Annotated in this window: 11 protein-coding genes; 8 read left to right on the forward strand and 3 right to left on the reverse strand. The window is 62.4% G+C overall.

What is annotated here, in order from left to right; genetic code table 11:
* Positions 1-69 precede the first annotated feature (69 nt).
* Entirely contained in the window at positions 70-774 is a 705-nt protein-coding gene (locus tag X760_RS43155; protein WP_023716939.1) for a hypothetical protein, read from the forward strand.
* 38 nt (positions 775-812) lie between these two features.
* On the opposite strand, the gene X760_RS43160 is transcribed toward X760_RS43155, so the two are convergent.
* Positions 813-1502 carry an HAD family phosphatase gene (locus tag X760_RS43160; RefSeq protein ID WP_023716940.1) on the reverse strand — a complete coding sequence of 230 codons (690 nt, stop codon included), beginning with the start codon at positions 1500-1502 and terminating at the stop codon, positions 813-815.
* A gap of 180 nt (positions 1503-1682) precedes the next feature.
* Here X760_RS43160 and X760_RS43165 point away from each other — a divergent pair, with 180 nt between their 5' ends.
* On the forward strand, positions 1683-2816 hold the full coding sequence (locus X760_RS43165) for a site-specific DNA-methyltransferase (RefSeq protein ID WP_023716941.1): 1134 nt from the start codon (positions 1683-1685) through the stop codon (positions 2814-2816).
* A 65-nt stretch (positions 2817-2881) separates the two neighbouring features.
* Here the strand turns inward: X760_RS43165 and X760_RS43170 are convergent, their stop codons facing one another.
* Together X760_RS43170 and mutY are read right to left on the reverse strand one after the other, a co-directional pair.
* Positions 2882-3493: an HAD family phosphatase gene (locus X760_RS43170; RefSeq protein ID WP_023716942.1), complete on the reverse strand. Its 612-nt coding sequence runs from the start codon at positions 3491-3493 to the stop codon at positions 2882-2884.
* An 11-nt stretch (positions 3494-3504) separates the two neighbouring features.
* A complete protein-coding gene (mutY, locus tag X760_RS43175; protein ID WP_023716943.1) occupies positions 3505-4617 on the reverse strand; it encodes an A/G-specific adenine glycosylase in 1113 nt (370 codons plus the stop codon).
* Between the two features lie 56 nt (positions 4618-4673).
* Here mutY and X760_RS43180 point away from each other — a divergent pair, with 56 nt between their 5' ends.
* The 6 genes from X760_RS43180 (at position 4674) to X760_RS43205 (ending at position 13201) form a co-directional block, all read left to right on the forward strand.
* Positions 4674-5174, forward strand: coding sequence for a DUF721 domain-containing protein (locus tag X760_RS43180; protein WP_023716944.1), 501 nt, complete (start codon positions 4674-4676; stop codon positions 5172-5174).
* Between the two features lie 129 nt (positions 5175-5303).
* Positions 5304-6032: a DsbA family protein gene (locus X760_RS43185; RefSeq protein WP_023716945.1), complete on the forward strand. Its 729-nt coding sequence runs from the start codon at positions 5304-5306 to the stop codon at positions 6030-6032.
* 117 nt (positions 6033-6149) lie between these two features.
* Positions 6150-9608, forward strand: a complete 3459-nt coding sequence (gene smc / locus X760_RS43190) for a chromosome segregation protein SMC (protein ID WP_023716946.1) — start codon at positions 6150-6152, stop codon at positions 9606-9608.
* Between the two features lie 109 nt (positions 9609-9717).
* Positions 9718-10686: an NAD-dependent epimerase/dehydratase family protein gene (locus X760_RS43195; protein ID WP_023716947.1), complete on the forward strand. Its 969-nt coding sequence runs from the start codon at positions 9718-9720 to the stop codon at positions 10684-10686.
* Positions 10687-10980: 294 nt separating this feature from the next.
* The gene (gene asnB, locus X760_RS43200) at positions 10981-12918 is read left to right on the forward strand and encodes an asparagine synthase (glutamine-hydrolyzing) (RefSeq protein ID WP_023716948.1); all 1938 of its coding nucleotides are present in this window, start codon (positions 10981-10983) and stop codon (positions 12916-12918) included.
* 19 nt (positions 12919-12937) lie between these two features.
* Entirely contained in the window at positions 12938-13201 is a 264-nt protein-coding gene (locus X760_RS43205; protein WP_156948004.1) for an acyl carrier protein, read from the forward strand.
* Positions 13202-13219: the final 18 nt, after the last annotated feature.

The raw sequence follows: 13219 nt of genomic DNA on the forward strand, positions 1-13219 counted from the left end.
CTGGCTCAGTCGCATTTTTGCCGCGCGGTTGATATACGTCACCGGCTTTGCGAGAGGGAAGTGCAGTTCATGGCGTTTCATTCATTCAACGGTCGTTTTGTCGCGGGTCTGGCGCTCACCGGCTTTATGCTTGCTGCCGCAGGCTGCCAATCGAGCGACAATAGCATTCTCGGCTTCGGCAAGAAGGATACGACGCCACCACCGCCACCCGACCCCAAGGTGCTTTCCAGCCAGCTGCAGGCCTATTGCCCGAAAGTGACGTTGCGTGACGGCACCGCCTTCTTCAATATCTACGCCAAGAGCGGTCCGAAGCCGAAGAAAAAAACCGATGTTGCCGCCGAGGATGCCCAAGCCGCCCAGCCGCCAGCGGACGCGGCAGGCGTCGATCAGCCGGACGATTCCGCCAAGATCATCTATCAGGCTTCGATCACCGATGTGACCCGCGACTGCAGCCGCGCCAACGGCTCCTTGTCGATGAAGATAGCCGTTGCCGGCAAGGTCGTGCCTGGTCCGATGTTCGCCCCCGGTACCATCACCATGCCGATCCGTATCGCGGTGATGCACGGCACCGAAGTTCTCTATTCGCAGCTTCACTCCTATCAGGTCCAGGTTACCGATCCCTCGAGTGCCACGCAGTTCGTCTTCACCGATTCCAACGTCGTCGTTCCGGAGCCGACGGCGCGGGACTACCAGGCATTTGCCGGGTATGACGAGGGCGCTCCGAAAGGGGCGTCGGACAAGCCGAAGAAGAAGAAAGCCGCCGCGACCAACTGAGCCGGTGCATTCGCGCCACGGCGGTTGGAGGCGGCCTCTCAGGCGTCCGCCGACCATTCCGACAGCGCGGCGATCACGCTTTTCAGTTCCGCCCAGCGGCGGATGACCGTTTCGGCACCGGCTTCGGTCAGCGCATCGGCGTGGCCGGGATAGCTGTGCGCCGCGCCGGTGAAGCCGATGACGCGCATTCCCGCCGTCTTGGCGCCGGTGACGCCATGCACGGAATCCTCGATGACGAAGGTGTTCGCAGGATCGGCCTTGAGCTTTTCCGCGGCGAACCGGAACACGTCCGGCGCCGGCTTGGTTTTCCCGGTCGGCGTTTCCAGCGACGAAAAGATACGGCCGGCAAAGAACGGCAAAAGCTGCACCTTCTCCAGCATGAATTCGATCCGCTCCGAACGCGAATTCGAACAGACGCAGCGCGGCACCATTACCGCGGCGACAGCCTCGTGCGCCCCGTCGATGGCACGCACGTCGCTGCGCAGCCGGCGATCGACCAGCTGTTCCTCCTTGTCGATCAGGGAGGCCTGGAACGGGATCCGGGACTTTTCCTCGACCCGCATCATGATGTCCTTGAAAGTCAGCCCGGCATAGACCTCGGAAATCTCCTCCGCCGATATCTCATAGCCGGCCGAGGTCAAAAGCTCGGCATCGATGCGTGCGGCGATGATTTCGGAATCGACGAGCACGCCGTCGCAATCGAAGATGACAAGGTCTGGCTGGGGCATGGTGATCCGGAAAGCGGGATGAAGGGAATGCCAAGAGGCCTTTGGTCCAAACGGCTCAGGCGGCGCGGCATACACCAACAGGCCGGGCTTCGCAAATTCGGCAGTATGCTTCACTGAATATTTACGCTGATCGGTAACCATAACGGACAGTAAACAGTAACGCGTGCCTTGGGTGTCATAATGTCTGCCGTGCGTCTTCTCGACGAGCTTTCCGATGCTCCCCAGCAATCCGAGTGGCTGGATACGATCCTGAAGGGCGACTGCGTCGCCGCGCTGGAACGGCTGCCGGAAAAATCGATCGACGTGATCTTTGCCGATCCGCCTTACAATCTGCAGCTCGATGGCGATCTGCACCGGCCCGACCAATCCAAGGTCGATGCCGTCGACGACCATTGGGACCAGTTCGACAGTTTTGAGGCCTACGACGCCTTCACCCGCGCCTGGCTGCTGGCGGCGCGCCGCGTGTTGAAGCCCAACGGCACGATCTGGGTCATCGGCTCCTACCACAATATTTTCAGGGTCGGCGCCAAGATGCAGGACCTGGGCTTCTGGATCCTCAATGACGTCGTCTGGCGCAAGACCAATCCAATGCCCAATTTCCGTGGCCGTCGCTTCCAGAACGCGCATGAGACGATGATCTGGGCATCGCGCGACCAGAAGGGCAAAGGTTACACCTTCAACTACGAGGCGCTGAAGGCATCGAACGACGACATTCAGATGCGCTCCGACTGGCTGTTTCCGATCTGCACCGGCGGCGAGCGCCTGAAGAACGACAATGGCGACAAATTGCATCCGACGCAGAAGCCGGAAGCGTTGCTTGCCCGCGTCATGACGGCATCGACCAGGCCCGGCGACATCGTGCTCGATCCCTTCTTCGGTTCAGGAACCACCGGTGCGGTGGCCAAACGGCTTGGCCGCCACTTCGTCGGCATCGAGCGTGAGCAAGCCTATATCGATGCCGCCATGGAACGCATCGATGCGGTCCGGCCGCTGGACGGCGCCAATTTGACAGTGCTGACCGGCAAGCGCGCCGAGCCGCGCGTTGCCTTCGTCACGCTGCTCGACAATGGCCTGGTGGCACCCGGCGCTACGCTCTACGACGCCAAGAAGCGTTGGGCGGCCAAGGTGCGTGCCGACGGCACGCTGGCGATCGGCGACAGTGCCGGGTCGATCCACAAGATCGGCGCTGAGGTACAGGGGCTGGACGCCTGCAACGGATGGACCTTCTGGCATTATGAGCGCAGCGGAGGCCTGACCCCGATTGACGAGCTTCGCCGCATTGCGCGGCTAGGCATGGAACGGGCAGGGGCCTGACGGTTTCTGAGTTGCGACAGATCAGTTAATGCGAAGGCTCAGCCAGTCCCTGGAAGCGATTCAAATCACACCTTGATCCCAAGACGCGCAAGGTCCGCCCTGAGCGTCTTTGCATCGGTGAACAGCACCGACTGCCAGCCGGCCGCCTTGGCGCCGTCGACATTTTTCTGGCTGTCGTCGATGAATAGCGTGGCTGACGGTTCGAGGCCGAACGCGGTGACGTGGTGATCATAGATGGCGCGATCCGGCTTGATTAGCCCGATCTCGGCTGACACGGTGATGCCGCGCGGGCGCTCCAGGAACGGAAAGCGGTCGCGCGCTTCGCGGAACGTATCGTCAGCCCAGTTGGTCAGCAGCGTCACGTCATGGCCAGTGTCGATCAGGCGCTCCATGATGGCTACGCTGTCATTATAGGCATGCGGTGCCATTTCGTGCCAATGGCGGCGGAAATTGCGGATATTCTGTTCGTGATCCGGGTACTGGGCGATCAGGAGCGTCTCTGCCTCTTCCCAGGTCCGGCCGCGATCCTGCTCGATGTTCCAATCATGCGTGCAGACATTGTCGAAGAACCATTTCCGTTCGTCTGGATCGGGGATCAAGCGGCTGAAGGGCAGGTTCGGATCATAGTGGATCAGCACTTTGCCGATGTCGAAAACGATGTGGCGGATTTCGGACATTCTTCTCTCTTTCAATGCGGCCGCTGCTTCTTCGTCGCGCCCGGTATCGCCGCTTCGATTACCTTTTTCATGACGCTCGGCAGCGCTTCCCCGGAAATTTCATGGGCCAGCGACCAGAAATGCCCGGGCGGGGCGGCGCTGTCGGTCTCCGCCTTGAACACGTCGAGTTCGAGCGCAAAATGGGTAAAGACATGGCCGATGCGTCCGGCCTGCCGCCAGTCGCCGGGGAACGGGGCTGCCGCTTCCGTTGTGGCGCCGTCGATGCGCGCGGTCCAGCCGGTCGTCGGCACTTCGGTCATGCCGCCCAGCAGGCCTTTTTCGACGCGCTTGCGCAAAAGCACGGCGCCGTCGCCCCTGACGGCGACGAAAGCGGCGCCGCGGCGCAAGGGTTTCTCGGCCTTGGGCAGGCGGACCGGAAAGCGCTCGGGATCGCCCGAGATTGTGGCGCTGCAATCCTGCCTGACGGGGCAAAGCACGCAGCGGGGCCGGCGCGGTGTGCAGATCGTCGCGCCCAAGTCCATCATCGCCTGCGCGAAGTCGCCGGGCCTTGTCCCGGGAACCATGTGCTCGACATGGCTGCGTATCTCGCTCTTGGCTTCGCCCAGCGGCGTGGCGATCGAAAACAGCCGTGAGACGACCCGTTCGACATTGCCGTCGACGACCGCGGCTGGTCGGTCGAAGGCGATCGCCGCGATCGCCGCTGCCGTATAGGCGCCGATACCGGGCAGTTCCTTCAAGCCGGTCTCACTGTCCGGAAAGCGGCCGCCTAGCCGCGCGACGAGATCGGCGCAAGCCTTGAGGTTGCGGGCGCGAGAATAATAGCCGAGCCCGGCCCAGGCCTTCATGACGTCTTCGATCGGTGCCGCCGCCAGTGCCTCGACAGTTGGCCACTTCTGCACGAACGCCCGGAAATAGGATTTTACCGCCTCGACCGTGGTTTGCTGCAGCATCACCTCGGAAAGCCAGACCAGATAGGGATCGGGCTGCGCGCCGCCTGCCAGCGGGCGCGGCGGAACGCGCCAGGGCAGGTCGCGGTGATGCGCGTCGTACCAGCCAAGCAGCCGGAACGCGATCTCGCCATTGTCTCCGGATACGGCCTTGCGGGTCTGGTCGTGCAGTGCCATTGATCGAGGGTCGGCCCTAATCCACTGGTGCTGAAGCTGGTGACTGGAGAACGCACATGGCAGGGAAAAGGCCCTTCGGCAATCCCGTTCCGGTGAGCGATCTCGCAACCGAGATCCTCGACCCGGTGCTGCGCAAGCGGGCCGGCATGTCGATCGGGCTGGTTCAGTCGTGGGAAGAGATTGCCGGGCCGCGGCTTGCCGGCCGCTCGCGCCCGGAAAAGATCCAGTGGCCACGCCGCATGCACGAGGACGATCCGTTCGAGCCGGCGGTGCTGGTGATTGCCTGCGAGGGTGTGGCGGCACTGCATCTGCAGCACGAGACCGGCGAGATCATCAACCGGGTCAATGCGTTTCTCGGCTTCAATGCGATCGGCCGGATCAGGATCGTGCAGAAACCGGTAATGACTGGCAAGGAAAAGCCGAAACCCATTTTGCGGCCGCTGACCGTGGCCGAGAAGGCGAAGCTGTCGGGCACTGTCGGTTTGATCGAGGACGACGGGCTGCGCGCCTCGCTGGAGCGGCTTGGCGCCACCATTCTAGGCCAAAGGAAGCCGTAATCTCGCGCTATCGTGATGGCATGCTCGAATTTGCCGATTGGAATAGGGGTGGCAATGCCTTAATTCGCGCCAACTCTCGCTTTTTGTAGCCTTTGCATTGCAAAATCCAACTATTGCCAGGTGATTCGTATGATCCGTTCCTTGTCCCGCAGAAATCTCTTGTCGTCGCTCGCCGCCATACCAGCGGTGGCGCTGCTTGCCGCCTGCAGCGATTCCGGCGAGAAAGCCGAGGCGCAGGATGTGAAGCCTGCGGCTCCGGCGGAACCTGCGAAGCCGGCCGCTCCAGCCGCCGCCAAAGCGCCTGAAGCTCAGGGCACGGTGGATATGGCAGCCTTGTTGAAGCCCGGCGCGCTGCCCGACATGCAGCTCGGCAAGGACGACGCAAAGGTCACCATCGTTGAATATGCATCGATGACCTGCCCGCATTGCGCGCATTTCGCCGAGACCACTTTTCCGGAGCTGAAGACGAAATATATCGACACCGGCAAGGCCCGTTACATCCTGCGCGAATTTCCGTTCGACCCCAGCGCCGAGGCCGGTTTCATGCTGGCGCGCTGCTCCAAGGACAACTATTTCCCGATGGTCGACGTGCTGTTCAGGCAGCAGGCGAACTGGGTTGGTGTGAACAATACCAAGGACGCACTGCTGCAAATCGCCAAGCTTGCCGGTTTTACACAGGAGTCCTTCGAGGCCTGCTTGACGGACCAGAAGCTTCTGGACGATGTGAGATCCGTCCAGAAGCGCGGCGCCGACGAATTCAAGGTCGATTCCACACCGACCTTTTTCATCAACGGAAAGACCTACAAAGGGGCGATGTCGATTGCGGAAATGTCGGCCATCATCGACCCTCTGCTCTGACGTTTCGGCAGCGCCGAAGCGGCTGCGCTTCGGCGTGCGCACTTCTTTGTCTTGCCGCTGGTTCTCCTTGCAAAACCGCGGAACAGTTTTGCGAAACTTGGCTATGGGTCGGCGCGAATGAAGTTCTCGCGCCTTCGCCTCCTCGGCTTCAAATCCTTCGTCGAACCCGGCGAGTTCGTCATCGAACGCGGCCTGACCGGCATCGTCGGGCCGAACGGCTGCGGCAAGTCGAACCTGGTCGAGGCGCTACGCTGGGTTATGGGCGAAAGCTCTTACAAGAACATGCGTGCGTCCGGCATGGACGACGTCATCTTTTCCGGCTCGGGAACGCGTCCGGCCCGCAACACCGCCGAAGTCACGCTGTTCCTCGACAATAGCGACCGGACTGCGCCGTCTGCCTTCAACGACGCCGATGAGTTGCAGGTCTCGCGCCGCATCGAGCGCGAGGCCGGCTCGCTCTACCGCATCAATGGCAAGGAAGCCCGTGCCAAGGATGTCCAGCTGCTGTTCGCCGACCAGTCGACCGGCGCCCGCTCGCCCTCGATGGTTGGCCAGGGCCGCATCGGCGAGCTGATCCAGGCAAAGCCGCAGGCGCGCCGCGCACTGCTGGAAGAGGCGGCCGGCATTTCCGGCCTGCACACACGGCGCCACGAAGCCGAGCTGCGGCTGAAGGCGGCCGAACAGAACCTCGAACGGCTGGATGACGTCGTCGGCGAGCTGGAAAGCCAGATCGAAAGCCTGAAACGCCAGGCCCGCCAGGCCTCGCGCTTCAAGAACCTGTCGGCCGACATCCGCAAGGCCGAAGCGACGCTGCTGCATCTGCGTTGGACGCTGGCCAAGACGCAGGAAGGCGAAGCGCGTTCGGCGCTGGCGATTGCCACCGCGCTGGTCGGCGACCGTGCTGCCGCCCAGATGGCTGCCGCAAGGGAACAAGGTATCAACGCCCACCGGCTGCCGGACCTGCGCGATGCGGAAGCCGCCGCCGCCGCCGCCTTCCAGCGTCTGTCGATCGCCAAGGCACAGATCGAGGAAGAGGCAGGCCGCATCCGCGCCCGCCAGGCTGAGCTCGACCGCCGACTGCAACAGCTCGATGGCGACCTTGCCCGCGAGGAGCGCATGGTCCGCGACAATGCGGATATCCTCGAACGCCTCGCCGCCGAAGAAGCCGCGCTCAATGTCGAAAACGCCGGCGCCGCCGAGCGCGAGGCCAGCACCCGCGCGGCTTTCGAGCAGGCGGCATCGACGCTTGCTTCGAGCGAGGCCAAGCTGGCCTCGCTGACCGCCGAACGGGCGGAGGCGGCCGCCTCGCGCAACCAGATTGAACGGACGCTGCGCGATACCGCTGAGCGCCGCGACCGCTTTGCCCGCCAGCTTGCCGATGTCGACCGCGAACTGTCGGAGATCGTCTCCAGGGTCGCCGGCCTGCCCGACCCCGCCGAGAAGCGGCTGCTGGTCGAACAGGCGCAGGCGCTGCTCGAAGGGGCCGAACGAGCCGCGATTGCCACGGAACAGGCGGTCGCCGAGGCACGCGCAAGCGAAAGTGCCGCCCGCCCACCGGTTCAGGACGCAAAGGCCGAACTGGCGCGGATCGAAACCGAGGCCCGCACGCTCGCCAAGATCCTGAACGCCGCGAGCGGCGATTTGTTTCCCTCGGTGCTGGAGCAGATCAGCGTCGAGCGTGGCTACGAGACGGCGCTGGGTGCCGCGCTTGGCGAAGATCTTGACGTGCCGCTTGATCGTAGCGCGCCTGTGCATTGGGGCCAGAGCGAAATCCAGCCCGGCGATGTCGCTTTGCCGGAACGCATAAAGAGCCTCGCTAGCGTGGTGCGCGCGCCGGCGCAACTGGCCCGCCGGCTGGCCCAGATCGGCATTGTCGATGCCGCCGACGGAAGAAAGTTGCAGACGCTGCTTGCTCCCGGTCAACGATTGGTCAGCCGCGAAGGCGCGCTCTGGCGTTGGGATGGCTTCACCGCCAGCGCCGATGCGCCGACCGCCGCCGCGCAGCGGCTGGCGCAGAAAAACCGGCTGGCCGAACTCGATGCCGAAGCGGTTCATGCCACGCGCATCCTGCGCGAAGCCGAACAGGCGCTTGCGCAGGCCGAACAGGCGCTTGCCCAGGCGAGCGAGGCCGAACGCAATGCCCGACAGGCCGGGCGCGACGCCCAGCATGGGCTGGATGCTGCCCGCAATACGCTGGCTGAGGCCGAAAAAGCCGGCGGCGAACTGTCGAGCCGGCGTGCAGCACTTGACGAGGCGCGCGCGCGTATCGTCGACAGCCATGAGGAGACGGCGGCAGCATTCGTCGAGGCGGAAATGCTGCTGCAAGACGCTCCCGATCTCGGCGATCTGCAACTGCAGCTCGAGCAGTCGGCGGCCAACGTCGCCCGCGACCGCGCCGCCCTTGCCGATGCGCGTGCCGTTCACGAGGGCCTGAGGCGAGAAGCCGAGGCACGTACGCGCCGGCTCGACGCGATCGGCGCGGAACGGCGCAATTGGGTGGAGCGCGCCGAAAACGCCTCGACGCAGATCGCGGCACTCGGCGAACGCAAGGCAGAGGCTGAGGCCGAGCGCGAGCAACTGGCCGACGCACCCGACGAGATCGACGCCAAACGGCGCGCCCTGCTGTCGCAACTCGCCGAGGCCGAAAGCCTGCGAAAAGCTGCAGGTGACCGCTTGCAGGAAGCGGAGAACCGGCAGTCCGAGCTGGACAAGGCTGCGACCGCTGCCATTCAGTCGCTCGCCGAAGCGCGCGAAACGCGTGTTCGCGCCGAAGAGCGGCTGACCGCCGCCGACGAGCGTCGGCTGGAAGTCGAGGCGCGCATCCAGGAAACGCTGAACACGCCGCCGCATCTGGTGATCCGCCACACTGGCCTCGAACCCGACAGCCCGATGCCCGAAATGGCCGAGATCGAGCGTCAGCTCGACCGGCTGAAGGTTGAGCGCGAACGGTTGGGCGCCGTCAATTTGCGCGCCGAGGAAGAGCAGAAGGAACTATCGGACCGGCTGGAGACCATCGTCTCCGAGCGCGACGACATCATCGAGGCGATCCGCAAGCTGCGGCAGGCGATCCACAGCCTGAACCGCGAAGGCCGCGAGCGGCTGCTCGCCGCCTTCGAGGTGGTCAACGGCCATTTTCAGCGGCTGTTTTCGCATTTGTTCGGCGGCGGCACCGCCGAGCTGCAACTGATCGAGTCCGACGATCCGCTCGAAGCCGGGCTCGAGATCCTGGCGCGCCCGCCCGGCAAGAAACCGCAGACGATGACGCTGCTGTCCGGCGGTGAGCAGGCATTGACGGCGATGTCGCTGATCTTCGCCGTGTTCCTGACCAACCCGGCGCCGATCTGCGTGCTCGATGAAGTCGACGCCCCGCTCGACGACCACAATGTCGAACGCTTCTGCAATCTGATGGACGAAATGGCCGCAACCACCGAAACGCGCTTCGTCATCATCACACACAACCCGATCACCATGGCGCGCATGGACCGGCTGTTCGGGGTAACCATGGCCGAGCAAGGCGTTAGCCAACTGGTGTCGGTCGACCTGCAGGCTGCCGAAGCCATGCGCGAGGCAAGCTGAAGCATCAGCTTAGTGGTGGTCTCCACCTCGGCTTTCGACTATAGCACGACGAAATGGGCTGGATCTGCCTCTCCAGATACCCGCCCGGCTGTGCGCGTGGAGAAGCTTGTTGCCTATACTTGTCACCGGAGCCGCGGGGTTCATTGGCAGTCATGTTTGCCACCATCTGCTCAACCGGGGAGAAGCGGTCGTCGGCGTCGACAACATGAACGACTATTACGACCTGGCGCTCAAAAAGGGGCGGCTTGCCCGCCTTCTGCCCCGTAAGGATTTTTCGTTCCACCAGATCGATATTGCCGAACAGGGCGCGCTTGCGGCCGCTTTGGCCGGGAAAGGCATCGTCAGGATCGTGCATCTCGCAGCGCAGGCCGGCGTGCGTCACTCACTCGACAATCCACGGCTCTATATCCGTTCCAATGTCATGGGCCACCTCGAAGTGCTCGAATTCTGTCGCGCCGAACCGGCATTCGAGCATCTGGTCTATGCCTCGTCGAGCTCGGTCTATGGTGGCAACCGCAGCGTGCCGTTCAGCGAGGCCGATCAGGTCGACAAGCCCGTTTCGCTTTACGCCGCCACCAAGAAAACCGATGAGTTGATGAGCCATACCTACGCCCATCTGTTCGGCATACCGCAGACCGGCCTGCGGTTTTTCACGGTCTACGGTCCGTGGGGCCGTCCTGACATGGCCTATTGGATGTTCAGCAAGGCGATGCTCGAGGGCAAGCCGATCCGGGTCTTCAACAATGGCGAAATGTGGCGCGATTTCACCTACATAGACGATGTTGTGAAGGCGGTTGTCGCTGTGCTCGACAAGCCCCCCACGGACGTTCCGCCGAACAGGCTTTACAATGTCGGCAACAACCGGCCGGTGCGGCTGGGCGACTTCATCGACATTCTGGAAAGATTGCTCGAGGTCAAGGCAATCCGCCACAACGAGCCGATGCAGGCGAGCGACGTCGAGAAGACTTATGCCGACATGACCGCGCTGGAGCGGGATTTCGGCTTCAGGCCTAGCGTTTCGATAGAGGACGGGCTGAAGAAGTTTGTCGATTGGTACCGGCCGTACTCGAAGCAGTAATTTGCACTGCTCGCCGTGACGTCTTCTATCTCGATGCGAACCGGTATCACTGGCATTCGGCCCAAAACCGCAACTGATCCGGCGCGAAGCTTTGAAGAACCTGGCCGATGGTGCTCGTGCGACAGTAGCTCACCATCAAGCGTGACCTGGAGTGGGTACAAGTCGGACTGCAAAAAGCATCATACTGTCCTAACATCCTGTTAACCACATGCTCGCTGAAAAGTATCTGATTAACCTTTGAGGCGCTTATGAACGCTATGTTCTGTGGCTTGCTGTTCAGTATGAGCTGTGTAGATGTGCGGATTCGGGGGCTATTTCGGTTCAGTCCGGGATGCGGAAGCTTTGCTTGCGCGCATGACGTCTGCGATCGCCCATCGCGGGCCGGATGAACAAGGGAAATTCGTAGCGCCCGAAGCTGGACTTGGGCATGCGCGGCTGTCGGTGATCGGGATTGGTGATGGCCAGCAACCGATGTCCGACGAGACCGGCAATTTGACGATTGCGTTCAACGGCGAGATTTTCAATTACGTGGAATTGCGCGAAGGACTGCTGGCCAAGGGCCGACGCTTCCGCACGTCGAGCGACACAGAAGTTCTCCTGCAGCTGTATGACGAGATGGGCGAGGACTGCCTGTCGCTCCTGAACGGTGATTTCGCCTTCGCGATATGGGATAATCGGCGTCGGCGGATGGTGCTTGCAAGAGACCGCATGGGTGTTCGGCCGCTGTTCTACACCAGCAGGGACGGGGTGCTCTACTTTGCGTCGGAGATAAAAGCCCTGCTGAAGGTGCCCGGCGTCTCGGCCGAAATCGATCAGATCGCACTCGACCAGATCTTTACGCTGTGGGCGCCGATCGCTCCACGCACGGCTTTCCGCAACATCCACGAGCTGGAGCCGGGAAGCGTGATGATCGCGACACTGGGGCAAGTCACGGTCAAACCATATTGGCACCTAGACTACCCGTATCTCGACGCGCCATCAAAAATTAGCAATGAGGACGATGCGGCCGAAGAACTGCAGGCCCTTTTGACCGACGCGGTGAGGCTTCGCATGCGCGCCGACGTTCCGGTCGGTTCTTACCTTTCGGGCGGGCTCGATTCATCCCTCGTTTCGGCAATCGCGGCCGGCATGACTCCTCTTAAGCTGCAGACATTTTCCGTGACGTTCGACAGCGCCGAGCATGACGAAAGCGCCTTTCAGACCGAAATGGCGTTGGCGCTTGGCACCTATCATCGAACCATCGCCTGCCGTGCCGGCGATATCGCCGGTGTGTTTCCCGAAGTCATCCGCTTTGCCGAACGGCCGATCATCCGCACCGCCCCCGCCCCCCTCTATCAACTGTCCGGCCTCGTTCGCCAGGCCGGTTTGAAAGTGGTGCTGACAGGCGAAGGCGCCGACGAGGTCTTTGCCGGCTATGATGTCTTCAAGGAAGCGCGGGTTCGCCGTTTCTGCGGACGACAGCCGGCATCGCGCAGCAGGCCACAGCTGTTCCGCAAGCTTTATCCCTATCTGCCGGGGCTGCAACAGCAGTCCGTGGAGTACCTGGCTGCGTTCTTCGGCACCGGCAGCGCTGCCCTGGACGATCCGCTGTTCTCGCATCGGCCGCGTTTCAAGACCACATCAGCGGCGAAGATGTTCTTTTCCGGTGACCTGCGCGCGACATTGAAGGGCTATGACGCAGCCGAGGAACTGGCCAGCCGGTTGCCTGAGGCGTTTTCCCGGTGGCATCCGCTGCATCAGGGGCAATATCTCGAAACCCGCTTTCTCCTGCCGGGCTACATCCTCTCGAGCCAGGGCGACCGGATGGCCATGGCGCACGGTATTGAAGGGCGTTTCCCCTTCCTCGATCATCGTTTGGTGGAGTTTGCAGCAAGACTTCCGCCGGAAATGAAGCTGAAGGGACTGGTGGAAAAACACATACTGCGCAAAGTTGCCAAGCACTTGCTCCCGACGGCCATCGGGGAGCGCACCAAACAGCCTTACCGGGCGCCGGAAGCCCGCTCCTTCGTTGGAGCCGGAGAACTGGACTACGTGCGCGACTCGCTCAGCGAGGCGAGCATCGCCGCCGGAGGACTATTCAACGCCAAGGCGGTGGCGAACCTGCACGAGAAATGCCGCTTGCAGCCAGCGTCCGGGTTCCGCGACAATGCTGCCTTCGTCGGCATTTTGTCGACCCAACTGTGGCAGAAGATTTTCACCGGCCAAAAGGTCGGTACAGCACGAGCGGCCTGAGAAATCGAGGGAAGAAAACATCATGGTAACAATCAAGGACAAGGTCAAAACCTTTATCGTCGACAACTTCCTGTTCGGCGACTCGTCCTACGAGCTTGCAGACACGGCATCACTGATCGAGAACGACATCATCGACTCGACGGCCGTGCTGGAACTCGTAGCTTTCATTGAGGATGATTTCGGCATCGCGATGGTCGATACCGACATCGTACCGGCCAATCTGGATTCGATTGACCGTATCTCCGCCTTCATCAAGGCGAAAGCAGAAGCGCTGGCAGCGTAGGCGCAATTGGCGAGGAGC

Source organism: Mesorhizobium sp. LSHC420B00 (assembly GCF_000503055.1).
In the GTDB taxonomy this organism is placed as follows: domain Bacteria; phylum Pseudomonadota; class Alphaproteobacteria; order Rhizobiales; family Rhizobiaceae; genus Mesorhizobium.

Coding starts and splice junctions, on each gene's coding strand:
- X760_RS43155 (WP_023716939.1), top strand. CDS start 70: ATGGCGTTTCATTCATTCAACGGTCGTTTTGTCGCGGGTCTGGCGCTC.
- X760_RS43160 (WP_023716940.1), bottom strand. CDS start 1,502: ATGCCCCAGCCAGACCTTGTCATCTTCGATTGCGACGGCGTGCTCGTC.
- X760_RS43165 (WP_023716941.1), top strand. CDS start 1,683: ATGTCTGCCGTGCGTCTTCTCGACGAGCTTTCCGATGCTCCCCAGCAA.
- X760_RS43170 (WP_023716942.1), bottom strand. CDS start 3,493: ATGTCCGAAATCCGCCACATCGTTTTCGACATCGGCAAAGTGCTGATC.
- mutY (WP_023716943.1), bottom strand. CDS start 4,617: ATGGCACTGCACGACCAGACCCGCAAGGCCGTATCCGGAGACAATGGC.
- X760_RS43180 (WP_023716944.1), top strand. CDS start 4,674: ATGGCAGGGAAAAGGCCCTTCGGCAATCCCGTTCCGGTGAGCGATCTC.
- X760_RS43185 (WP_023716945.1), top strand. CDS start 5,304: ATGATCCGTTCCTTGTCCCGCAGAAATCTCTTGTCGTCGCTCGCCGCC.
- smc (WP_023716946.1), top strand. CDS start 6,150: ATGAAGTTCTCGCGCCTTCGCCTCCTCGGCTTCAAATCCTTCGTCGAA.
- asnB (WP_023716948.1), top strand. CDS start 10,981: ATGTGCGGATTCGGGGGCTATTTCGGTTCAGTCCGGGATGCGGAAGCT.